The sequence below is a fragment of the Sphingopyxis sp. FD7 genome, assembly GCF_003609835.1.
In the GTDB taxonomy this organism is placed as follows: Bacteria; Pseudomonadota; Alphaproteobacteria; order Sphingomonadales; family Sphingomonadaceae; genus Sphingopyxis.
In genome coordinates, this window is the sequence record NZ_AP017898.1 from 3,004,471 (window position 1) to 3,024,598 (window position 20,128).

Below are 20,128 nucleotides of genomic sequence, written 5' to 3' on the forward strand. Positions count from 1 at the left end.
TTCACTTAGCCACAGCTTCCTTGAAGCGGCGCTGAGCCTCCTCATAGTCGCGGTTGACCTTGTCCATTTCGAGCCGCTTTAGTCGTTCGTTGCTATTGTCGAACACGGGGCCCGGCGCCGTCGAGGGGGTGGCGGTGTCCCTCTTTAATTCTACGGTTGCTTCAGCAAGGACGTCCTGAACCGCGTTCAGCTTCTTCGTTTGCTCTTCCAGGTCCGCGACCTTTGTTTCAAGCTCGGCGATCCTCGCCTCCTGATAATCGTAAGACTTATCTTCGTCGGGCTTTTCACCGCAGGCAGCAAGGAGGAGAGGCAGGAAAATAGCGCGATTCAAGAGCATTTGCGTCATCCCTAGCGTTCCGGGGCAACAGACGAGGTGCCACTTGCCCCCGACCCTTCCCGGCCTGGACTATTACGACCGCCTCTATTCCCGGCGCAAGCCCGCGAATGAGCCGGTCGCGCGAATCGACCCCATCGAAGCGGACATGCGCCGCGAGCGCGACCAGAAGACGCGCCTCGACCTGCTCCTTTCCGGATCGCCCGAGACGATCGGCCGCGCGACCGCGCTCAGCCGCGAGATTGGCGTTCCGCCGCTCGATGTCGAGGATCGGCTTGCCGAAGCGGAAAAGGGCCGCGACGTGCGGCGCTTCATGTCGGTTGCTGAACGCTATCCTGCTGTCGGCAAGTGGGCCGTCGCGCAGCCTCGCGGCGCCGCGGCGGCCTCGGACGACTGGGACAGCCTGTCGCTTCTCGGCAAGGCGTGGCGGTCGACGCGGGAAACAGTGACCGGCATTGGGCCCTCGTTGATGGCGGGCCTCTATTCGGTCGGCGAAAGCGCAGAGAGCGCCATCGGCGCCGTGTCCGACGTGCTTGACGCCGTCGACCCGAAACCCGCCATCGCAGGTTTCTTCTCCGACATGGTCGGCACCTATTTCGGCGTAAATCCGCGCTGGGATAAAGAGATGGAGAAGACGCGAAAGATCCGGCGCGAAGCGGCGGCGTCAAGGCGCGCGGCGCTCGAGCAGGCTTCGCAGGAATGGCGGCCGCAAACTACCAGCTGGATCGCGCGCGACCTCCTCCGCGGAACCGAATCGACACCACTGACCCTGTCGGCGATCCTGCTCCGCGATCCGAAGGCGGCGTCTGGCTTCATGGGCGCGATGGTCGGGTCGAGCGAATATCAAACCGCGCGCGGAGCGGGCAAGGATATCGGTACCAGCCTCGCCTACGGCGCGCGGCAGGGCGTCGTCGAAGCCATCACGGAACGCATCCCCGCCTCGAAGCTGCTCGGCGATATCGCCAACCGCACCCCGTTCGGGAAGCTGCTTCTGAACCAGCTGGTGACCGAAATTCCGGGCGAGCAGGTGGCAACGCTGCTCCAGGACTTCGACAGCTGGGTGACGCTGAACCCCGACAAGACGCTCGGCGAATTCATCAACGAGCGCCCCGCGGCCGCGTCGCAGACGCTGCTCGCGACGATCGGCGGGGTCGGAACCACGACACTGACGGTGAAGACGGCGGAGAAGTTTGTCGACGGCGCCGCATTGCTCGCCGCGCGATCGGGGGAGGCGCGGCGAGCGCAGAGCGAAGGCGAAATCCTCGAAAAGGCTGGCGATGCCGCCATAAAGTCAAAGCTACGTGCCCGCGATCCCGACGCTTTCTCGGCGCTGATGCGGGAGATGGCGGAAGAGAGCGGCGCGACCGACGTCTATATCCCTGCCGAGGCGCTGCAGGAATATATGCAGTCGAGCGAATTCGACCCCGATGATTGGGGGTATGAGGCCGAGGCACTGGAGGCGATGGCATCGGGGGGCGATCTCGTGCTGCCCGTCGAGCGCGTGCTTACCGACTTTCCCGGTACTCCGGCGTGGGACGCGCTGCGCGATCATATGCGCCTGTCACCGGGCGGCATGTCGCGCTTCGAAGCCGAGGCGTTCAACATGGAGGTCAGCGACCTCCGGCAACAGCTCGAGGAACAGACCGCGGCAATCGAGGAATTCGATCGCGAGATGATGGAAGGCCGCGAGGCGCTGATCGCCGACGTCGTCGAGAAGCTCCAGTCGGCAGGATATACGCCGTCGGTGGCGCGAACGCAGGCCGAGCTTGTTGCGGCGCGGTATGAGACGCGCGCGATCCGCAAAGGGCAGATGCTGACCGGCAAGGAATTCGCCAACGTCGATGTCGTGCAAATCCTTCCGGAACAGCTGGCACTGCGCCAGAAAGACGATGGGCTGGATCGCGTCATCAATGCCATGCGCAGCGGGACCAAGGGCGCGAAGCAGGGACCGTCGCTGCTGGAGTTCATTTCGCGTCGTGGGGGTATCGACGATGCCGGCGGAGACATCGCCAGCATGGGCGGCGACACCTGGCATCGCGCCGCACCATTCCGGAAACGCCTGACCCGCGCGATCGACACCGACCAGGCCAGTATGCTTGGCGCTGCGCCGCGTGACACTGCGCCGGAAGACGTGCTGCGCGCGGCGATCGACGCGGGATATTTTCCCGAGCTCGCCGGCCGGGAAGCGGGCAGCTATGAAGATGCGCTCGACAACAATATCCTGCTCGATGCAATCGGCGCCGAGCTTCGCGGCGAAGCGCGATACGCCTCGGAAACCGATACGACGCTGGCGGATGCTGCGCTCGAACTTGCTACGCTGATTGCCAACGAGGGGCTCGATCCGGCGACCGCGACGCGGAAGCAGATCCGGGACGCCGTGTCGGCCTATTCCGCGCGAAATGCGGCGGAGGGCCGCGATTACCGCCAAGCCGGGCTGCGCGATGATATTCGCGAAGCGTGGGAGGGGCAGCGCACGCGCGGCTTCATCGATCTCGGGCCGGTGCCGACCGCCCTGGTCGATTACGGCCTCCCGGCTGGGACGCTGACGATCGGCCGCGGCAAGATCCGCAATATCGCCGGCAAGCACGATATCGACATGAACATCCTCACGCGGCTCGGCGCGCTGCTGGAACGGCCGTGGGCAATCTATCCGTCGACGCTTGCCGGATCCGGCCGGATCGTTGTCGCGCTTCCGGTGCGCGACAACAACGGCGATCCCGTTGTCGCGGCGATCGGCGCCGATGGCAATGTATCGATCGTCAATAGTGTCTACGGCAAGAAGCCGCGGGGCAACGTTAGCGGTGATGAGCAGATTCTGCAGGCTGTTGCCGCCGCCAAGGCCAAAGGCCAAAAGGTGCTGGAAGGTGACCCTCCGGCACGTGATCCCGCATCAATAGAGGGCATTAGGCCGGAGAGGCCGAAACGACCTATACTCGGGGTCAAGCCAAAAGACAAACCGGCCGGCCTCGAGCAGAGCGGCGATCCCAACGTTCCGCGCGGCCGTATCGTGTTTCCGAGCGAGGAATTCACGGGCGCCGCGGTGATCGAGCTTTTCAAGTCACGGAACCTGTCGACCTTCCTGCACGAGACGGGGCACCTATGGCTGGAAGAGCTGCGATCCGATGCCCTGTCCGACGACGCGACCAACCGGCTGCGATCGGACTGGGAAACCGTGACCGAATGGTTCGCCGCCAACGGCCACCCTGTCGAGAATGGCGTCATCCCGGTCGAGGCGCACGAGATGTGGGCCCGCGGCGTCGAGCAGTATCTGATGGAAGGTCGCGCGCCCGTACCGGCGCTGCGCGGCATCTTCGAACAGTTTCGCGCCTGGCTGGTCGGCATCTATCGCAGCGTCAAGGCGCTTCGGTCGCCGCTCACCCCCGAGATCCGTCGCGTCATCGACCGGCTGATCGCCACTGACGACGATATCGCGCTTGCCGGACAAGAGCAGTCGGTGACGCCGTTGCTCGACGGGACCGACATGACCGCTGCGGAATTCGAGGCGTATAAGCGCCTGACCGCCGATGCGCGGATCGAAGCGCGGGCTCAGCTGCTCGACCGGACCGTGCGCGACGTCCGCGCGCGCAATACCAAAAAATACCGCGATATCGCGGCCGGGCTTCGCGAAGAGATCGAGGCGAGCGTCGCGGAGCGCCCGGCGTTCCGCGCGATCGACGCGATGAAGGCGCAACCAATCGACCGGCGCTGGGTGGTCAATGTGATGGGCGACGAAACCGCGGTGATGATGCCGCGCGGCGTGCCGCCGCTTATGCGCAATGGCGGCGTCCATCCCGACACAATCGCGGAACAGGCGGGTTTCGCGACCGGTCACGAGATGATCGAAGCGCTGATTGCGATGGAAACCGCTCACCGGATGGTGCGCGAGGAAGGCGACCAGCGCACAATGCGCGACCGCGTCATCGAAGAGGAGCTCGATGCCATGATGCGCGAGCGATACGGCGAGCCGCTGACCGACGGTAGCATCGAACGCGAAGCGATCGCCGCGATCCACAACGACATGCAGGGCGAGGTCATCGCCGCCGAGGTGCGCGTTCTCGGGCGCAAGGCCGGACAGCCGCCGACGCCCTACCGCGCCGCGCGCGATTGGGCGCGCCAGAAAATCAGGGCGGGGCTTGTCAGCACCGAAGCGATGCCGGGCGCTCTGCAGCGCTATGCCCGCGCCAGCCGCCGCGCAGCACGTCTTGCCGAGGCTGCCTATCTCGAACAGGACATTGAGGGCGCCTTTCGCGCGAAACAGCAGCAGATGCTGAATAATGCGCTCTATGCCGAGGCGAAGAAGGCGCACGAGGAAGTCGACGCCGCCCGCAACCGACTGCAGAATATCGCCTCGAAGCGCGTGATGAAGTCGGTCGACCAGGAATATCTGGAGCAAGCGCACGCGCTCCTCGAGGCGGTCGACATGAAGCGCCGGTCGCAGAAAGGTATCAACCGTCAAGGAAAATGGGAGGAATGGTCATCCCAGCGCCAGGCGGAGGGGTATGACATCGTTGTGCCGGCGTCGTTCGAGGCGACGATCTCGAAGAACAACTGGACCCGTCTCACCGTCGAGCAGCTGCTCGGGCTCGACGAAGCGGTGCGCCAGATTATTCATCTCGGCCGGTTGAAGCGCGAGCTTCAGGTCGGGCAGGAAAAGCGCGAGTTCGAGGTCACCGTGACCGAGGCGGTGCAGGCGGTGGCAAAGCTGCCGCAGCGCGCGCCGAGCGACCTTATGGAGCCGTCGCGCTGGGATGCGGTCAAGTCGAAGGTCGCCGCTGCCGATGCCGCGCTGCTCAAGATGGAGACGGTTTTCGACTGGCTCGACAGCGGAGACAGCAACGGCATCTTCAATCGCGTCGTCTTTCGCCCACTCGTCGACGCCCAGGAGAATGAACGGATCCGCATGGCCGACATTCTCGGCCAGTTGAATGATGCGCTCGCCGCGGTACCGAGAGAAACGCTGCGGCGATGGTCCGACAAGGTTGTTGCGCCTGAGCTCCTCAATATCGAGACGGGCAATCCCTTTGTGATGACCCGCGAGATGGTCATCGCGATCGCGCTCAACACCGGCAACCGCGGCAATTTCGACAAGCTGCTCGGCGGCTATCGCTGGTCCGAAGCGGGGGTGACCGCGATGCTCGACCGCGTGATGACGCAAGAGGAGTGGGCCTATGTCCAGTCGGTCTGGGATATCATCAACAGTCTCTGGCCCGACATCGAGGCGATGGAGAAGCGGGTCAACGATATTGCGCCCGAAAAGATCGAACCCATCCCCGTGCAGACGAAATGGGGCGTGCTGAAGGGCGGATATTACCCGGTGGTCTATGATCCGCGCCGCAATTACGAATCGGAAAGCTATGCGGCCAAGTCCGACAGCCTGTTCGAGGGCATCTATACGCGCGCGACGACGCCGAAGGGGTTCACCAAGGAGCGCACCAATGTCGAGCGGCCGATCCATCTGAGCCTAGGCGTCATTCACCGGCACGTCGGCGAGGTCATCCATGACCTTACGCACCGCGAAGCGATCATGCAGGCCGACAAGTTCCTGCAAGCGCGGCCGGTGATGAAAGCGGTCGATGACAGTCTGGGCCCCGAGATACGCAAGCTGTTCCGGCCGTGGCTCCAGCGCATCGCGAACGAGTGGGCATACGACCGCGCGGGGCAGGCGGGCATGGAGGCCTTTATCAAAAAGGCGCGCCTCAACGCGACGATTGTCGGCATGGGGTACCGGGTGACGACGATCATGCTCCAGGCGGCAGGATATTCGAACAGCTTCGAACGGATCGGCTTCAAATGGGTGGCCGCCCGCCTGAAGGACGTTGCCAACCCCGAGGCGTGGAATTTCGTCCTCGAAAAGTCGAAGGAAGTCCGTGCCCGCATGGACACGCTCGACCGCGATATCCGCGATAACGTCCGCAAGGCGGCCGGCCAGCGGAGCATCAGCAACGTCAAAAAGTTCGCGTTTCACGGCATCGGGTACATGGACCGGATCGTCGTCATTCCTTCGTGGCTGGGCGCCTATGACAAGGCGATTGCAGCGGGCATGAGCGAAGAGGATGCGATTTATGCCGCCGACAAGGCTGTGCGCCAGTCGCAAGGCGCGGGCGCTGCAAAGGATCTCGCGGCAATCCAGTCCGGGCGCGGGACTTTCGGCGAGGCGGGCAAGCTGCTCACCATGTTCTATTCGTATATGTCGGCCTTCTATCAGCGGCAGCGCAGCTTTGCGCGTGACGTCCGAACTGCCAGACTGAGCGACGCGCCGGGCCTGATCGCACGCGCCTGGTGGCTGTTCGTTGTTCCGCCGCTTCTTTCCGAGCTCCTCGCCGGCCGCGCGCCCGATGATGATGACGATGAGAGTTGGGCGGAGTGGGCGGCGTCGTCGATGATCTTTCAAATATTCGGGCCCATCCCGGTGTTGCGCGACGTGGGCCCGCCTCTCTGGGCGAAAGTGTCGAACCGACCGAGCTTCGGGTACCGGTTCACTCCTGCGCAGGGCGGCGTCGAGTCGGTGATCAACGTCGGTAGCGACCTCGGCAAGATCGCGCGCGGCGAGGAAACGAAACGCGCCACTCGCAATGCCATCGAAACGACGGGCTATTTTACGGGCCTGACCACGGGCCAGATGGCCGTTGCCGCGCAATTTCTGGTCGATGTTGGATACGGCGACGCGGATCCGGAAGGCATCGGTGAATGGTGGCGCGGTCTCACGACCGGCAAGACAGAATAGATACTGGCACGCCTGCCCGATTCAAGACCATCGAGTGATCCCCTACCCCGCCATGACGCGCAACATGGGTTCCCAGCATGGCGATCGAAACGACAGACAGCTTCAGCGGTCCTTATTTCACCAACGGCGCTACGACCGTCTTTCCTTTTACCTTCAAGGCGCTCAGCACAACCGACATCGAGGTAACTCTCGACGGTGTAACGGTTGATCCGGGCAGCTATTCGATCACGATCAATCCCGGGCCGGGCGGGTCCGTGAATTTCGTCACGCCCCCGGCGGCCGGGCAAGAGCTCTTCGTCAATCTCGAGCCGGTCTTTACCCAACAGATTACTTTCGAGAACGGAGCGGCATGGCTTGCTGAGCCGGTAAACGAGGTCGCCGACCGGTCAGCGCAGCGCGACATCTGGCTTCGCGACAAAGTACTTCGTGGCCTGATTTTCCCCCGCGGCGAAGAGGGCGTCGAGATACCCGTCGCGGCCGCTCGCGCGTCTCGGTTTTTCGGGTTCGATGCCGCGGGCAATTTGATTTTCAGTTTCGGGACGGGCGCCGACGTAGGCTTGCGCGAGGACCTGGCCGATGAGGAGATCGGTGGGTCGCTGCTGGCCTATGCCGCGGGGCTGACGGTCAAGCAGATGCTGGACATTCAGCAGGTGAGCGTGCGCCGATATGGCGCAGTCGGCAACCTGGACCTCGACACCGATGCTGGCACCGACGACACCGACGCGATCCAGGCGGCGATCGACGCGGTTGCAGCCGAGGGCGGCGGCTTTGTCTATTTCGAGCGCGGCAAGGCTTACAAGGTCACGGCGGACATCATCATCAAGGAGAATGTCCGCGTCGATCTGAACGGCGCGACTGTCGCCGGCTATTTCGACGGCGGAGATTCCAGCACTTTTCGCGTGCGCAGCTGGGCCGCGCTGTTCGGCGGAACGGTGCTGGTACGGTCCAGCGGCGATGCAGGCATCCAGGCGACCGCACATTGCTGCGTTTCTGCGGGCTGCCGATATGGCGATCCCAATACGGTTGCGGCGCTGAATGCCGACCATGATCCGCAGCATTTCGAGATTTTCAACCTGACGCTCGAAACCGACAAGTGGATCGACGACGGCGAGGGACATATGCTGGGAGCGCCCGGCATCCAGATCATCGGCGGCGCGCATTACCGCGTCGAGAATATCCGCGTGCCGTCGAGCGCGGTTATGTACGGCGCGGTGCATGTCGATTGGGGCTATGTCGGCACCCTTTCGACCGCGGACACGGCGACGGCGCAAAATGCGAACAAGGCCGCGTATGAAGGCGGCACGGCCTATATCGTTCTGTCGCGCCACGGCACCATCCGCAACGTCCGTGCCGGAGCGCTGACGGCTCCGTCGACCGACACTGACCGCGGCAGCTTTTGCATTCGCCTATCGGGCGTTCACGACATGATCGTTGAAGATTGCGCAGCCGAAAGCGTTACCTATCAGGCATTCGTCCACGAGGTTGGCGACCTGGGCGCCGAGTTCGTGCCCGCAGCCGACCGGCATAAGCTGGCCAAGAACGTTCGTTTTCGCAATTGCAGTGTCGTTTCGACATCAGGGCAACTGTTCGAGCTTAAATCCTATGCCGACAATGTCGCGCGCGCCGTCGTCGACGGATATGTTGCGATGGCCGACCCGCTGGTCGAATGCGACGTCATCTTCGACGGCGGCAGCGCTGTCGGCCCCGGCGAGGGCGCGACGACGCCAGGGGTGCGCGTGATCCAGACGCGCGGCGGCGAAGTGCGCAACGTCGAGCTTTCGGGTTTCAAAGACGGCATCCTGGTCGATGAAAGGGTGTTCGGCACGCGATTGGTGCGCTGTCACACGCATGGCAACGAGGACGAGGGCATTCGCGTCCATCACGCGACCTTTCCGCCCGAGGATGTCGTCGTCGAGGACGTATGGGCGTATGAGAACGGACAGGACGCTGGCTATGCAGATCCGGCGGTCGGCGTTCACTTGGACACGTCGAAACGTTGCAAGATCGTTCGCGGGCGTTTCGGCAAGACCGGGGTGGCGAACGACCCGACACAGGCTTTCGGCTATCGCATCGCCAGCGGCGCCGAAGCGGCGACGGTCGAGATGCCCGAAGTTCTGTCCTTCAAGGCAGGCGGCGGCGATGCGTGGATCCAGCGCAGCGACCTGATCCTGATCGGCCGCAAGGAAAGGCGCGGGCCGGGCGCGCCGTTCTACGCGAGCGGCGTTGCCACCGCGGCGGTGACCGGCACCACCGACGAAACGTCATTCGGACCGACGATCACTATTCCCGGCGGAATGCTCGGCAAGAACGGCATGATCGACATCGAGGTGCTGGCGAGTTCGAATGGTGCCGGCGGCAGCAAGATCGTCAACGTCTATCTGGGCGCGACGCGGATGCACGCGGTCGTCATTGCGGCGGGGGACGGCGCCTCGCGCGCATCGGTGCGCATCTTCAACCGCAACGACGAAGCCGCGCAGGTGTCGATGCTGGCAGGTTCGGGCGGCTGGGCGTCGAACGGATCGGGCATCGCGACGGCGGCGATCGACACGACAGCCGACGCCGACATCAGTTTCAAGGCCGACCTTGAGGTGGGCACCGACAGCGTGCGGATCGAGGCGCTGATCGTCCGCATCGAGCCGAAGCCGTGAGCGCGCAGGCGCTCATCGAGGCGGCGGGCATCATGGCGGTGCTGGTGGTCGCGCTGTTTGGGAGCTTGTGCATCGTCGCGAACGAAATGTTCCGGCGCCGCGGCGAGCCGGACGATGAAGGTGGTGAATGATGGCCAGCGCACCAATGAACGGGGGAAATGAAGTCATGAAGGTCGACCCGTTCGGGGTGCTGTTTGCCTATGGCGCGGTCGGCGTGGCGTCGATCGAGCGCGGGTATGATTTGGAATTTATCGCGGCGTTACTGACCGGCGGGTTCCTCGCGCTTTGCTTTTCGCTGTGGAAATCGCGCCAGCGCAAGGCCGACGGGATCGACACGTCGCTGTGGGCGATGATCGCGCTGGTTGGCACGATGGCGCTGGCGTTCTTTCTGGCGCCGTCGCTGGACGGCAAGAGCATCCCGATCGTCGGCATCACGCTGACCAAGCCGCTGGCGGCGTTCCTGATCGCGACGGGCGGTACGCCGTTCATCGAATGGCTGTTGACCGGCGAGGCGTTCGCCTGGGTCCGCAAATGGGGCGACAAGCTGACCGGCAAGGGGGGTGTGGCATGACGCTGGCCTTCCATCACGATGCGTTCATGGTCGCGCTACGCAAGCGTCGCGGGAAAGTGCCTGCAGACCTGTATGCCGACATCATCGCGGCGATCGAGGGATCGCAGCGCGGTGGGATGGCGCCGACGACGCCGCCGTTCGCGGCGAGCGGCGAGCCAATCTGGCTGAAATTCGCGCGCGACGACATCGGGCTGAAAGAAACGCCGGGGCCGACGCACAACAGCCGGATCGTCGCGATGTTCGCGGCGGCCAAGGCGCCGTGGTACAAGGATGACGAAACGCCGTGGTGCGGCGCGGCGATGGCGTATTGGTTTATCAAGGCCGGTCTGCCGATCCCCGAAAAAGGCACCGCGGTCACTGCGAAAGCTTGGGCAAAATGGGGCGTCGCGTGCGGCGCCGTCGTCGGCGCGGTTGCGGTGTTCGGGCGCAAGGGCGGCGGCCATGTCGGCACCCTCGTCGGCCAGAGCGCGACCCATTATTACATCCTGGGCGCAAACCAGCAGAATATGGTCTGCATCATGCCGATCGAGAAATCGCGCCTGGTCGAAGGCGGCCTGCGCTGGCCGTTCGGCGTCCCCATTTCCACGATCGTCGCGCCGAAAATGAGCGGCGGCATCGTGTCGACGAACGAACAGTGACGCGGTTCGGCGCCTTTCTGTGCTGGCTCGGGACGCCATTTCGCGCGATCGGCAATATGTTGCGCGCGCTGGTCAACCTGACGCGGGCGCAGCTGCGCGCAATATTCTCCCTGGGCATGTTGCTCGGCATCGTCGCGCTGTCGGTGCAGAACATGGTGCTGCTCTATTGGGTGTTCGCTTTCCTGAAGGGCGCGGCGCCCGGATCCTTGTTCGGCCAGATGGCGCTGTCGCAGCAATTCTGGAACAACGCGATCGCGGCGGGTTTTGCGACCATCGTCGGGCTGATCGTGTTCGGCGCCGACTGGCTCAATGCCAAAATCCGCGGCGCCGAAATTTCCATCGGCAAGGGTGACGCGCCTGAAAACGCAAGCGAACTGAGCGGGGCTGCGATTGAGCCGTCGGCGGCATCAGCATCCCCGCCTGCTCCCGACCAGGAGATCGTGTAATGCTGATTCTGATCCTTGGCCCCTGGCTTCTTCGTCGTCTCACCGGTCGGCTTGGCGAGCGGTGGGCAAAGGCAGCGGCTCAAGGGGTAACAATTCTAGTCATCCTTGCGGCGTTTTGGTTCGCGATCGGCGCAATCCGCGAAGATGCGCGGAATGATCTTCTCGCCGAACAGGCCGCCGCAAGGGCAAAAGCTGACGCCGCGCAGCGCGAACGCGAACGGCGTGCTGCGCAAGATCGCCGCGACGAACTCCGCGCCGGCGCGACGAAAGACGCGGCACAACAGAAGGAAATCTCCGATGCCACGAAAAGCCTTCCCGATGCTCGCCCTTCCGATCGTGCTCGCAGCCGCCTCTGTGTCGAGTTGCAGCAACAGGCCCGACGCAAATCCGAACCTGCGCCTGACTGCTGACGCATTCGAGCGCGACGACCGGCCGGAGATGACGCGCGAAGCGCTGGAAAGCGAAGTCGCGAAAGAGCTCGTCGACGATGCGCGCGATCAATGGGGCAAGGATGTCGCGCGGCGCCTCGATGCGGCTTGTCGGATGCTCCAAAAGGTCGCGGTTGCCGATCTGCGCTGCCGGCCGGTCACGCCGGAGTGGGAATAGGCCGCTGTTCCATCACGAGCAGCGGACCCATGACCAGCGTTTCGCCTTCCCACCAACCCAGCCCGTTGCGCACAGCACTATTTGCCGCGGCGCGATAGGTCTTGAACCAGCGGCTCTGGCGAAGGCCGCACCGCCAGCGATGCTCCATCGGCACCGGCTTTCTCCAGGCATAGCGCCCGCGTCTCACGGCTTTACCTTCGTACGAGGGTAAATTTTGAGCGCTGCGTGGGCTAGCGACTGCTCGACCGCAACAGTCGGTTCTATGCCGACCGCGCGCATTACACCGCGCAGTTGGGCTTGAAGGTGCGTCGAGCGACAATAGCTCGCTATCGTTTCAGTCTTCATCACGCTCTCGTCGTTACGCATCTGGCGCCAGAAATCGACAAACGGCGCCTGCTCGCCCGCGCTGAACATGTGGAGCACTTTAAGCGCCAAGCGCACGCCGTGGCTGGGACGCGGCGGGGCGGCACTGGCGAGCTCGACCTGTTCGGCCAGCGTCTTCAGGCTGAGTTCGATTAGGCCTTCGCGGTCGATTCGCATAGCCCTTTAGAACATTATGCGAACATGACGACAAGCTTGCATCGTGCCCTCGGTGTCCATAAAGTTCCCCCACCGTGCGGAAAGGCGCGGAAACCTGTGACGCCGAAACCGTGCCCAATGGGGGAACGGTCGTTGATTTTATTGGAGATTGTGCTTTCACGGCGAAAACACGGGTTCGAGTCCCGTAGGGGTCACCATCGGCGGAGCGGGCGGTCGGCCCGCCTTTGTCCAGAATGTCCGACCCACGCGGCCCCTTCGTCTAGCGGTCAGGACGCGGCCCTCTCACGGCTGAAACACGGGTTCGATTCCCGTAGGGGTCACCAGATTGGCTTGGTGGCGAACGGCGCCCCCTGGGTCGCAGTCACCGCGGCCGTGACGACCATCATCCGGTCATAAAGAATGTCAAAGTTCAGTGAAGGTCAGCCCGACGGCGATCGTCCGCCATGGCGGGGCATGAGGGGGCTTTGCAGGAAAGAGATATTTCGTGAACCGCAAAAAATTACGTTGGGATTACAGTAGTATATAGCTTAGCCCAAATGGCCCTCGCCCCGCGCGTCGGCTCGCGCTGCAAATTCAATCGGCCAGACGATAGACCGTTGCCTCCTTCAGCTTGCCGATCGGCTTTGCGGACAAATCGAGCGGCCGGTAGCGCGCGTCGGCGATCAGCGCCGCAAGGCGGGGAAATCCGCTGGTCGCGAAGTCGAATCCCCTGACGTCGGATTCCGAAGCCGCGGCCTGCACCAGCGCGAGGGCGGACATCCGGCAGACCCAGCGCTTCGGCTGCTGATCGGCACAATCCGGAAGGTCGAAATCGGCGCTGGGCGGATCGGGATAAAATCCATCGACAATGATCGTTTGCCGGGGCGCGACCTCGAACGAGGCGAAATGCTCCTTCAGATCAATGGCGATGTTCAGGCCCGGAACCGGCACATTGACCAGCGTGTCATAATAGCCGGCGGGCTGCACGAGTTCGCGTTCTCCAAACACCCACCGATATTCCACGCAACCGCCGCCATAGGTCGCGGCGCATTCCTGATAGGGTTCGACGTCGCGCCACTGTTCGGGCTGCCATTGCTGTTCGACCCTCATCTCGTTGAAGGCGACCACCTCGAGCGATATCGTGCCCAGCCGTCCATCGGCCGCCGCGCGACCGGCGGCCGTGGCGCGGTCAGGCAATGTCGTTCGCGGCATGGGGTGGCGGACGGCGGACAGGCGATACCGTCCGGGCTCCGCGATGAAGATATGGTAGGTGACGGCGCCGACCGAAAAGCGATGGATCGAACCGCTCGCATCCGAACCCTGGGGCGGCCTGCCTTCGCTCACGACCAGTCGCGCGCCCTGGCTTTGGTCGCTCCGCCATTCCACCAGCGCCTTCCTGTCGATCATCGCCGCGCCGTCGATGTCCGAACCCTGGTCGGCAAGGTGCATGTCCTCGACTATATCGTTCGGATATTTGTGCCGGAAGTTCAGCGCGGCCATGATGACGATCGCCTTGCCGCTCTGGTGCGCCAGCGCGAGCCTGTTGTCGATGTCTTCGCGCTCGTCCCGCGCCGCCGCAGAACTGGCCGGCACGCCGGACCGGCCGGACGGCGCCTGGGCGTGTGCCTGGACCCCGATGGCGCCCGGCAATTGCAAGGCAATGACGCCTGCGATCATCGCAAGATGGCGGGATTTCATGGTCATTCTTCCCTCGATTCGGTTTGCGCGAGACGATGCGCGCCGCCCGCGCGGCCGGAAGACGGCCGAGCGCGCTCGGCAAATGGCGACCAGGTTCAACCTTGGCGCACCGGTTCCGCAAGCGCGGGGGAAAAGGAGAGGAACCCCAATATGCCGCTGACGATCAGCATCGTTGCGAGCGACGCATTGACGCTTCCGAACTTGAGTTCGGTACCGTCGCTGTTGACCATCGAGCCGCCATATAGATCCATCGTCAAATAGGCGGCGAGAAAGGCGAGGGGCGCAACCAGTCCAAGGCGCGCGGCCATCCGCAGATCCGGACGGGTCCAGGCCAGATAGGCCGCCGCGGCCGAAAAGGCCGAATTGGTCGCAAGTTGCCATACATCGTGCAGTTTCGCATGTCCGGGCCAGTCCGGATTGAAGACATGGGTTGGACCATATTCGAGATAGGGCACGAGAACGCCCAGAACGGAAACCGACAAGGTAAGCAGGACCCGCCGGAAGAGCAGACTGGCTGACATGCAAAGCCTCCGCGACCGAATGTGATTGACACTGTCAATTTACAATCGCAATTGACGGCGTCAATAAGAAAAGATGCCAGGCCCGCGAACGCGAACGACATCATCGCCGCTGAAGTCCAGATTGATCGAGCAGGCCTTCCTGCTGCTCGACCGGGAGGGGCCCGACGGGGTCACGATCCGCGCCGTGGCGCGTGCCGCGGGCGTATCGCACGCGGCGCCCGCCAATCATTTCGCGGACCGACGCCAGTTGCTCACCGAAATGGCCTCGCGCATCTTCCGGCAATATCTGGACATGGTCACGACGCGCGGATCCGTCAGCGGCGCAAGTCGTGCAAGGGCCTACCTCACGGCCTTGACCGACTATGGCCTGTCCTTTCCCGGGCGCTATCAGCTGCTGTGGCGGAAGGATCTGGTCGATTGGCAGAACCCGGCATTCCTCGACCAGCTCAACCGGGCCTATGACGATTTCCTGCAAGCGCTTGCCGCCGGTTCGCCGCGCGTCGCCGCCCGCGATCGGGATATCGAGACGCTGGGCACCGCTGCCTGGGCGATGGCGCATGGCTATGCCGTACTGCGCTCCACCGGAATCTTCGAGCCCCGGTCGGACGCCTTCACCGGAAAACCCCGAATGGAGGCGATGCTCGACCTCCTGCTCGGCCCCGATGAGGACCACCGGCTTCCACCCGAATGACCGCGGCAATGGCGCCTCCCCCCGCCATCACGGAGCGTCACGGCGACGCCGCATCATCGCCGCATTGCGGGACTGCCGCGTCGACCCGATGCCGTGCGCCCACCATACCGCCCCGTGGAAGGGCGAACCGGAAGCAGATGTCGCCGCATTTCGCGATTCGATCGGCCACGCTCAGGATCGGCGCTGCGCGCGGAAGATCGCGGAAGTCGGGATTGAAGAAGCCGGCTTCGATGCGAGGGTCCATGCAGCAACCCTGTCAGACGCCGATCACGTCGGGCCGGGGCCTGGCGAAGACCCGATAAGCCGCCTCGATCAGCTCCGCGAACGGATCTTCGGGCGCCATGCCGACGGGCGACGGTGCCATCATGCCCCTGTTGCAGCCACGCCTTTGCGATGGCGGAGAAAAGCCGCGAAGACGGCCCAAAGATCACGCAATTTCGGCGCAGTCTGCGCCGTATGCCGCACCACGGGCGACCATGGCCCCTTCAGGCAAATGCCCCGACACTCTCGATGAACTTGATCACCGAAATCGGTTTGGAGACATAGGCTTCGGCGCCCGCCGCGCGGATCTGTTCCTCGTCGCCCTTCCCCGCATAGGCGGTGACCGCCATGATCGGCACCGCGCGCAGAATCGGATCGGCCTTCATCTGCGCGATGAGTTCGAGCCCCGATACATGCGGCAGCTGGATGTCCATGATGATGAGGTCGGGCGACACCTCGCGCGCCTTTGCCAGCGCGTCGCGGCCGTCGCGCACCGGATGCGCGCGATAGCCATGGGCATTGAGGAGGTCGCAGAACAGGCGCAGGTTGAGTTCATTATCTTCGACGACCAGGATGGTCTTGCCCATGTGCGTTCCGTTCCCCACCTTGCGTACGCGGCCCGTTTAGGCGAATCGGCAGCATGACACAATTGCATCGCGGCGAAGGGGGCTGACGTGCTTGAGGATGACGCGGCGCTGGCGCTCCACGCGCTCGGCTGGATTCTGAACGACGAGCCGCGCGCCGAGCGATTGCTCGCGCTCACCGGCCTCGCGCCGGACGACCTGCGCGCCTCGCTCGGCGAGCGCGCGACGCTCGCGGCGATCCTGTCGTTCCTCGCCGCGCATGAGAATGACCTTGTCGCCTGCGCCGACGCGTTGCAGGTGCCCCCTGCCAGCCTGGCCGCCGCCGCCCACAGACTCGAAGGAACCCTTGCATGACCCGCCCGCTCGTCATCACCGATTGCGACGAGGTGCTGATGCACATGGTCGTGCCCTTCGCCGAATGGGTCGACGCCGAACATGGCGTGATCTTTCGCATCGAGGATGCGAGCTTTGCGAACGCGCTGAAACGCAAGGAATGCGGCACGCCGCTGGAGGCCGCCGAGGTGTGGCCGCTGCTCGACGGCTTTTTTCGGAAGGAAATGATGCGGCAATATCCGATCCCCGGCGCGATGGCCGCGATGGCGGCGATCGGCGCCGAGGCCGACATTGTCGTGCTCACCAACGTCGGCCCCGAGCATCAGCAGGCGCGGATCGAGCAGCTCGCTCTCCATGATTTCCACGCGCCGGTGATCGGCAGCCGCGGCGGCAAGGGCGAACCCGTGCGCCGCCTGATCGAGCAATATCGCCCGTCGGTTGCCGTGTTCATCGACGATCTGGCGGGGCATCACCGCTCGGTCGCCGAGGAAGCGCCCGAGGTGTGGCGACTCCATTTCGTCGGCGAACCCGCGATCGCGGGCAAAATTGCCGCTTCGCCGCACGCCCATGCGCGAATCGACGACTGGAAAGCGGCGCAGCATTGGATCATGGCGCGTCTCGCCGAAAACATCCCCGCCCCGGCGCCGCAGCCGGTTTGAAAGAAGGACTCCCCCATGGATATTGCCGCGAAGATCGCCGAACTCGGCCTCGAGCTTCCCAAACCCGCCGCGCCGGTCGCCGCCTATGTGCCCGCGGTCGAGCATGGCGGGATGCTCTATGTCAGCGGCCAGCTGCCGTTCCGCGACGGGCAGGTGGTGACCGGCCGCCTCGGCGAGAACATGGACGTCGCGGGCGGGCAGGACGCGGCTGAGCGCGTCGCGCTGATGCTCGTCGCACAGATCGGACAGGCGCTGGGCGGCGACTGGTCGCGCGTCGAACGAGTCGTCAAGCTGGGCGTCTTCGTCAACAGCGCGCCGGGCTTCACCGATCAGGCGAAGGTCGCCAATGGCGCGTCCGAGCTGTTCGAAAAACTGTTCGGCGAGACCGGCCGTCATGCGCGCGCCGCAGTCGGCGTCGCGGTGCTGCCGCTCGGCGCCGCGGTCGAGGCCGACGCGATCGTCGCGGTGAAACCGGCCTAGGCAATGGCCGAGGCCGATCCACCGGCACGGACGATCGCGCTCGGCACCGGCGTCGCCGCGATCGACGCGGCGGCGTGGGACGGCTTGCACGATGGCGGCAATCCGTTCGTCGGCCATGCCTTTCTGTCGCTGCTCGAGGAATCGGGCAGCGTCGGGCCGGGAACGGGGTGGCAGGCTGCGCCGCTGCGCGTCGAGGATGCGGGCGGCACGCTGGTCGCCGCGGCGCCCGCTTACCTCAAATCGCATAGCCAGGGTGAATATGTGTTCGACCATGGCTGGGCCGACGCCTGGACGCGCGCGGGCGGCGATTATTATCCGAAGCTCCAGATCGCCGTGCCCTTCACTCCGGTGCCGGGGCCACGGCTGCTCGCAGGAAACGGCGACGACGCGCTCCTGCTGCTGCGCGCCGCCGAAGCCATCGTGCGGCAGAACGGCCTGTCGTCGGCGCACGCCACTTTCGTTGCGCCCGAGCAGATGCCGCTGTTCGAGGAAGCGGGCTGGCTCGTTCGCCGCGACATCCAGTTTCATTTTGCGAACCGGGGCTACGCCAGCTTCGACGATTTCCTCGGCACGCTCAATTCGCAGAAGCGCAAGCAACTGCGCAAGGAGCGGCTGCGCGCCGTCGAAGGGCTACGCGTCGAGGAGCTGACCGGCGCTGCGATCCGGCCTGAACATTGGGATGCGATGTGGCTCTTCTATCAGGACACCGGCGCGCGCAAATGGGGGCATCCCTATCTGACGCGCGCCGCCTTCGACCTGATGGGCGAAAGGATGGCGGATCGGATCATCCTGCTGATCGCCTATGACGGCGATGCGCGGCCGGTCGCGGGCGCGCTCCACTTCCTTGGCGCCGATACGCTCTATGGCCGCTATTGGGGATGCCTGACCGAGATCCCTTATCTGCATTTCGAGCTATGCTATTATCGCGCGATCGACATCGCGATCGAACGCGGCCTCGCGCGCGTTGAGGCGGGGGCGCAGGGGGGGCACAAGCTCGCGCGCGGATACGGCCCCGTCGCGACCTGGTCGGCGCATTATATCGCCGATCCGGGCTTTCGCCGCGCGGTCGCCGAGTTTCTGGAGCGGGAACGCCGCGCCGAGGAGGCCGAGATGGCGTGGCTCGAAGGGCATATGCCGTTCCGGCGGGCGGATTGAATCCGGTCTCACGCAAAGGCAGGAAGAGGGATAGGCAAGGTCACCGACGGCAACCGCCCTCTTTGAGTCTTTATGAGGGATTTTGTCTTCTTCGCGCCTTTGCGCCTTTGCGCCTTTGCGCCTTTGCGCCTTTGCGCCTTTGCGCCTTTGCGTGCGATTCAAGAAGGGCCCGCGTGGCCAAAAATCTCAGGCCGCGAAGCGTCGCGCGGCCGGGCGGCGCGCCGTTTCGTCGAGCCAGGCGCGCGCCTGGCGCTGCGCTTCGGCGATTTCGCCCGGCGACATTTCGCTCGACACGTCGGCGCGGCACTGCTGGCCTTCGACATTGCCGGCGAGCGCGGCGAGGTTGAACCATTTATGCGCCTGGATCAGGTCGACATCGACCCCGCCGGTGCCGGTCGAAAAAGCGATGCCGAGATCGAAATAGGCATTGGCGTCGCCGCGCGCCGCGTCGAGCAGGCGACTTTCGATCAGATATTGGGCCGACTTCAGACTGTTCGCCATGTTAACCCCCTTTGCCTCCACCCCACATGGAAAGCTCGGGGTCAAACTTGCGGTTTATGGTCAACAAAAGGTTAACGGCGCGGTGATTTTTCGGGGATAAGCTGTCAACTGTCGGAAAAGACCTGTTTTTCATTCGCCCCTACGGTCAGCCCGGAGGGGCATCTCGACTTCGCTCGGGGAGGCGGTGCAGGTTTATCGCACGATGCTTTAGTCCCTGTTTCAGTAAGATTGAAGCGCGAGACGGAGCCCCACGGCCCGGCCTCATCCCCCCAGTCGCACCGTCCCGCCGCGGATCCAGCCCCAGCGGCACGGCCCCTGATATTCGCGGGCACCCGGCACCGACTTGCCGACGCCGCACATGTCGGGGTCGGTGCCGGGCGCGGCAAAGACGATGCCGAACCAGGCGTCATTCTCGGCCGCTTCGCACAGCGACACGCGCGCGCCGCCCGCGAGCCGCGCCTTGACCGCGCGCGTCTCGTTCGGCGCCCAATAGACGTCGGTGCCGCCGTCCTTCACCCGGCTGATGCTCGAACAGGCGGGCAGGCTCGGCCCCTCGGTGCCGATCATCACCGCGCGCGTCGCCAGCGGTTCGCCCGCGACTTCGGGGGCGTTGTCGGCGGGCGGCGCGGGCTGGCTGCACGCGGCGAGCGCAGCGGCAAGGAAGGCGGCGAGCGGGACGGCGGAAGCATGTTTCATGGCCCCGAAACTAGCCGCCGCGGCGCGGGGGTGCAACGCCCGTCGCGACATGGCGGAGAGCGG

Annotated in this window: 21 protein-coding genes and 1 tRNA gene; 13 read left to right on the top strand and 9 right to left on the bottom strand. The window is 64.5% G+C overall.

The features are described from left to right. Position 1: 1 nt before the first annotated feature. Positions 2–346: a hypothetical protein gene (locus tag SPYCA_RS14535; RefSeq protein ID WP_146625156.1), complete on the bottom strand. Its 345-nt coding sequence runs from the start codon at positions 344–346 to the stop codon at positions 2–4. Between the two features lie 34 nt (positions 347–380). On the opposite strand from SPYCA_RS14535, the gene SPYCA_RS14540 reads away from it, so the two are divergent. The 7 genes from SPYCA_RS14540 to SPYCA_RS19095 all read left to right on the top strand — a co-directional run bounded on the left by SPYCA_RS14540 (position 381) and on the right by SPYCA_RS19095 (position 11,967). Beyond that, entirely contained in the window at positions 381–7,058 is a 6,678-nt protein-coding gene (locus SPYCA_RS14540; protein ID WP_120221523.1) for an acetyltransferase, read from the top strand. Between the two features lie 77 nt (positions 7,059–7,135). Next, the gene (locus tag SPYCA_RS19325; RefSeq protein WP_172595094.1) at positions 7,136–9,706 is read left to right on the top strand and encodes a hypothetical protein; all 2,571 of its coding nucleotides are present in this window, start codon (positions 7,136–7,138) and stop codon (positions 9,704–9,706) included. After that, positions 9,703–9,837: a hypothetical protein gene (locus SPYCA_RS19730; RefSeq protein ID WP_269462427.1), complete on the top strand. Its 135-nt coding sequence runs from the start codon at positions 9,703–9,705 to the stop codon at positions 9,835–9,837. The genes SPYCA_RS19325 and SPYCA_RS19730 overlap by 4 nt, the downstream gene beginning before the upstream one ends. Before the next feature lie 35 nt (positions 9,838–9,872). After that, a complete protein-coding gene (locus tag SPYCA_RS14550) occupies positions 9,873–10,277 on the top strand; it encodes a hypothetical protein (protein ID WP_146625157.1) in 405 nt (134 codons plus the stop codon). Continuing rightward, complete coding sequence (locus SPYCA_RS14555; RefSeq protein ID WP_172595095.1) at positions 10,274–10,915, top strand: TIGR02594 family protein; 642 nt, start codon at positions 10,274–10,276, stop codon at positions 10,913–10,915. Before SPYCA_RS14550 ends, SPYCA_RS14555 begins: the two co-directional genes overlap by 4 nt. A gap of 59 nt (positions 10,916–10,974) precedes the next feature. Next, positions 10,975–11,361 (top strand): hypothetical protein, encoded by a 387-nt coding sequence (locus tag SPYCA_RS14560; protein ID WP_146625158.1) that lies wholly within the window; start codon positions 10,975–10,977, stop codon positions 11,359–11,361. A gap of 153 nt (positions 11,362–11,514) precedes the next feature. Then, on the top strand, positions 11,515–11,967 hold the full coding sequence (locus SPYCA_RS19095; RefSeq protein ID WP_146625159.1) for a hypothetical protein: 453 nt from the start codon (positions 11,515–11,517) through the stop codon (positions 11,965–11,967). On the opposite strand, the gene SPYCA_RS19100 is transcribed toward SPYCA_RS19095, so the two are convergent. Together SPYCA_RS19100 and SPYCA_RS14575 are read right to left on the bottom strand one after the other, a co-directional pair. After that, positions 11,948–12,154 (bottom strand): hypothetical protein, encoded by a 207-nt coding sequence (locus SPYCA_RS19100; RefSeq protein WP_146625160.1) that lies wholly within the window; start codon positions 12,152–12,154, stop codon positions 11,948–11,950. The genes SPYCA_RS19095 and SPYCA_RS19100 overlap by 20 nt on opposite strands. Next, positions 12,151–12,507, bottom strand: coding sequence for a hypothetical protein (locus SPYCA_RS14575; protein WP_120221533.1), 357 nt, complete (start codon positions 12,505–12,507; stop codon positions 12,151–12,153). Before SPYCA_RS14575 ends, SPYCA_RS19100 begins: the two co-directional genes overlap by 4 nt. 248 nt (positions 12,508–12,755) lie before the next feature. On the opposite strand from SPYCA_RS14575, the gene SPYCA_RS14580 reads away from it, so the two are divergent. Continuing rightward, positions 12,756–12,830: transfer RNA gene (locus SPYCA_RS14580), tRNA-Glu, on the top strand. Between the two features lie 250 nt (positions 12,831–13,080). On the opposite strand, the gene SPYCA_RS14585 is transcribed toward SPYCA_RS14580, so the two are convergent. Both SPYCA_RS14585 and SPYCA_RS14590 read right to left on the bottom strand, forming a co-directional pair. Continuing rightward, entirely contained in the window at positions 13,081–14,184 is a 1,104-nt protein-coding gene (locus SPYCA_RS14585) for a hypothetical protein (protein ID WP_120221534.1), read from the bottom strand. A gap of 95 nt (positions 14,185–14,279) precedes the next feature. Then, complete coding sequence (locus SPYCA_RS14590) at positions 14,280–14,705, bottom strand: hypothetical protein (RefSeq protein WP_120221535.1); 426 nt, start codon at positions 14,703–14,705, stop codon at positions 14,280–14,282. 121 nt (positions 14,706–14,826) lie between these two features. Between SPYCA_RS14590 and SPYCA_RS14595 the strand changes: the two genes are divergently transcribed. Then, positions 14,827–15,396, top strand: a complete 570-nt coding sequence (locus tag SPYCA_RS14595; RefSeq protein ID WP_172595096.1) for a TetR/AcrR family transcriptional regulator — start codon at positions 14,827–14,829, stop codon at positions 15,394–15,396. Positions 15,397–15,433: 37 nt separating this feature from the next. On the opposite strand, the gene SPYCA_RS14600 is transcribed toward SPYCA_RS14595, so the two are convergent. After that, the gene (locus SPYCA_RS14600) at positions 15,434–15,640 is read right to left on the bottom strand and encodes a hypothetical protein (RefSeq protein ID WP_120221537.1); all 207 of its coding nucleotides are present in this window, start codon (positions 15,638–15,640) and stop codon (positions 15,434–15,436) included. A 241-nt stretch (positions 15,641–15,881) separates the two neighbouring features. Continuing rightward, positions 15,882–16,244 carry a response regulator gene (locus SPYCA_RS14605; protein ID WP_120221538.1) on the bottom strand — a complete coding sequence of 121 codons (363 nt, stop codon included), beginning with the start codon at positions 16,242–16,244 and terminating at the stop codon, positions 15,882–15,884. Between the two features lie 87 nt (positions 16,245–16,331). Between SPYCA_RS14605 and SPYCA_RS14610 the strand changes: the two genes are divergently transcribed. Genes SPYCA_RS14610 through SPYCA_RS14625 form a run of 4 tightly spaced genes read left to right on the top strand, consistent with a single transcriptional unit; the run spans position 16,332 to position 18,868 of the window. Then, positions 16,332–16,595: a DUF3572 family protein gene (locus SPYCA_RS14610; protein WP_120221539.1), complete on the top strand. Its 264-nt coding sequence runs from the start codon at positions 16,332–16,334 to the stop codon at positions 16,593–16,595. Further along, positions 16,592–17,233, top strand: coding sequence for an HAD family hydrolase (locus SPYCA_RS14615; RefSeq protein WP_120221540.1), 642 nt, complete (start codon positions 16,592–16,594; stop codon positions 17,231–17,233). Before SPYCA_RS14610 ends, SPYCA_RS14615 begins: the two co-directional genes overlap by 4 nt. Before the next feature lie 15 nt (positions 17,234–17,248). Beyond that, the gene (locus SPYCA_RS14620; RefSeq protein WP_120221541.1) at positions 17,249–17,713 is read left to right on the top strand and encodes a RidA family protein; all 465 of its coding nucleotides are present in this window, start codon (positions 17,249–17,251) and stop codon (positions 17,711–17,713) included. A 3-nt stretch (positions 17,714–17,716) separates the two neighbouring features. Then, entirely contained in the window at positions 17,717–18,868 is a 1,152-nt protein-coding gene (locus SPYCA_RS14625) for a GNAT family N-acetyltransferase (RefSeq protein ID WP_120221542.1), read from the top strand. Positions 18,869–19,054: 186 nt separating this feature from the next. Here SPYCA_RS14625 and SPYCA_RS14630 read toward each other — a convergent pair whose 3' ends face one another. Both SPYCA_RS14630 and SPYCA_RS14635 read right to left on the bottom strand, forming a co-directional pair. Next, the gene (locus tag SPYCA_RS14630) at positions 19,055–19,369 is read right to left on the bottom strand and encodes a sel1 repeat family protein (protein WP_120221543.1); all 315 of its coding nucleotides are present in this window, start codon (positions 19,367–19,369) and stop codon (positions 19,055–19,057) included. 261 nt (positions 19,370–19,630) lie between these two features. Further along, entirely contained in the window at positions 19,631–20,065 is a 435-nt protein-coding gene (locus SPYCA_RS14635) for a hypothetical protein (protein ID WP_120221544.1), read from the bottom strand. Positions 20,066–20,128: the final 63 nt, after the last annotated feature.

What these genes read in the sequence shown, in the direction of transcription:
- SPYCA_RS14535 (WP_146625156.1), bottom strand. Translation starts at nt 346, where the DNA reads ATGACGCAAATGCTCTTGAATCGCGCTATTTTCCTGCCTCTCCTCCTT.
- SPYCA_RS19325 (WP_172595094.1), top strand. Translation starts at nt 7,136, where the DNA reads ATGGCGATCGAAACGACAGACAGCTTCAGCGGTCCTTATTTCACCAAC.
- SPYCA_RS14550 (WP_146625157.1), top strand. Translation starts at nt 9,873, where the DNA reads ATGAAGGTCGACCCGTTCGGGGTGCTGTTTGCCTATGGCGCGGTCGGC.
- SPYCA_RS14555 (WP_172595095.1), top strand. Translation starts at nt 10,274, where the DNA reads ATGACGCTGGCCTTCCATCACGATGCGTTCATGGTCGCGCTACGCAAG.
- SPYCA_RS19095 (WP_146625159.1), top strand. Translation starts at nt 11,515, where the DNA reads ATGATCTTCTCGCCGAACAGGCCGCCGCAAGGGCAAAAGCTGACGCCG.
- SPYCA_RS14575 (WP_120221533.1), bottom strand. Translation starts at nt 12,507, where the DNA reads ATGCGAATCGACCGCGAAGGCCTAATCGAACTCAGCCTGAAGACGCTG.
- SPYCA_RS14585 (WP_120221534.1), bottom strand. Translation starts at nt 14,184, where the DNA reads ATGAAATCCCGCCATCTTGCGATGATCGCAGGCGTCATTGCCTTGCAA.
- SPYCA_RS14590 (WP_120221535.1), bottom strand. Translation starts at nt 14,705, where the DNA reads ATGTCAGCCAGTCTGCTCTTCCGGCGGGTCCTGCTTACCTTGTCGGTT.
- SPYCA_RS14600 (WP_120221537.1), bottom strand. Translation starts at nt 15,640, where the DNA reads ATGGACCCTCGCATCGAAGCCGGCTTCTTCAATCCCGACTTCCGCGAT.
- SPYCA_RS14605 (WP_120221538.1), bottom strand. Translation starts at nt 16,244, where the DNA reads ATGGGCAAGACCATCCTGGTCGTCGAAGATAATGAACTCAACCTGCGC.
- SPYCA_RS14615 (WP_120221540.1), top strand. Translation starts at nt 16,592, where the DNA reads ATGACCCGCCCGCTCGTCATCACCGATTGCGACGAGGTGCTGATGCAC.
- SPYCA_RS14620 (WP_120221541.1), top strand. Translation starts at nt 17,249, where the DNA reads ATGGATATTGCCGCGAAGATCGCCGAACTCGGCCTCGAGCTTCCCAAA.
- SPYCA_RS14625 (WP_120221542.1), top strand. Translation starts at nt 17,717, where the DNA reads ATGGCCGAGGCCGATCCACCGGCACGGACGATCGCGCTCGGCACCGGC.
- SPYCA_RS14630 (WP_120221543.1), bottom strand. Translation starts at nt 19,369, where the DNA reads ATGGCGAACAGTCTGAAGTCGGCCCAATATCTGATCGAAAGTCGCCTG.
- SPYCA_RS14635 (WP_120221544.1), bottom strand. Translation starts at nt 20,065, where the DNA reads ATGAAACATGCTTCCGCCGTCCCGCTCGCCGCCTTCCTTGCCGCTGCG.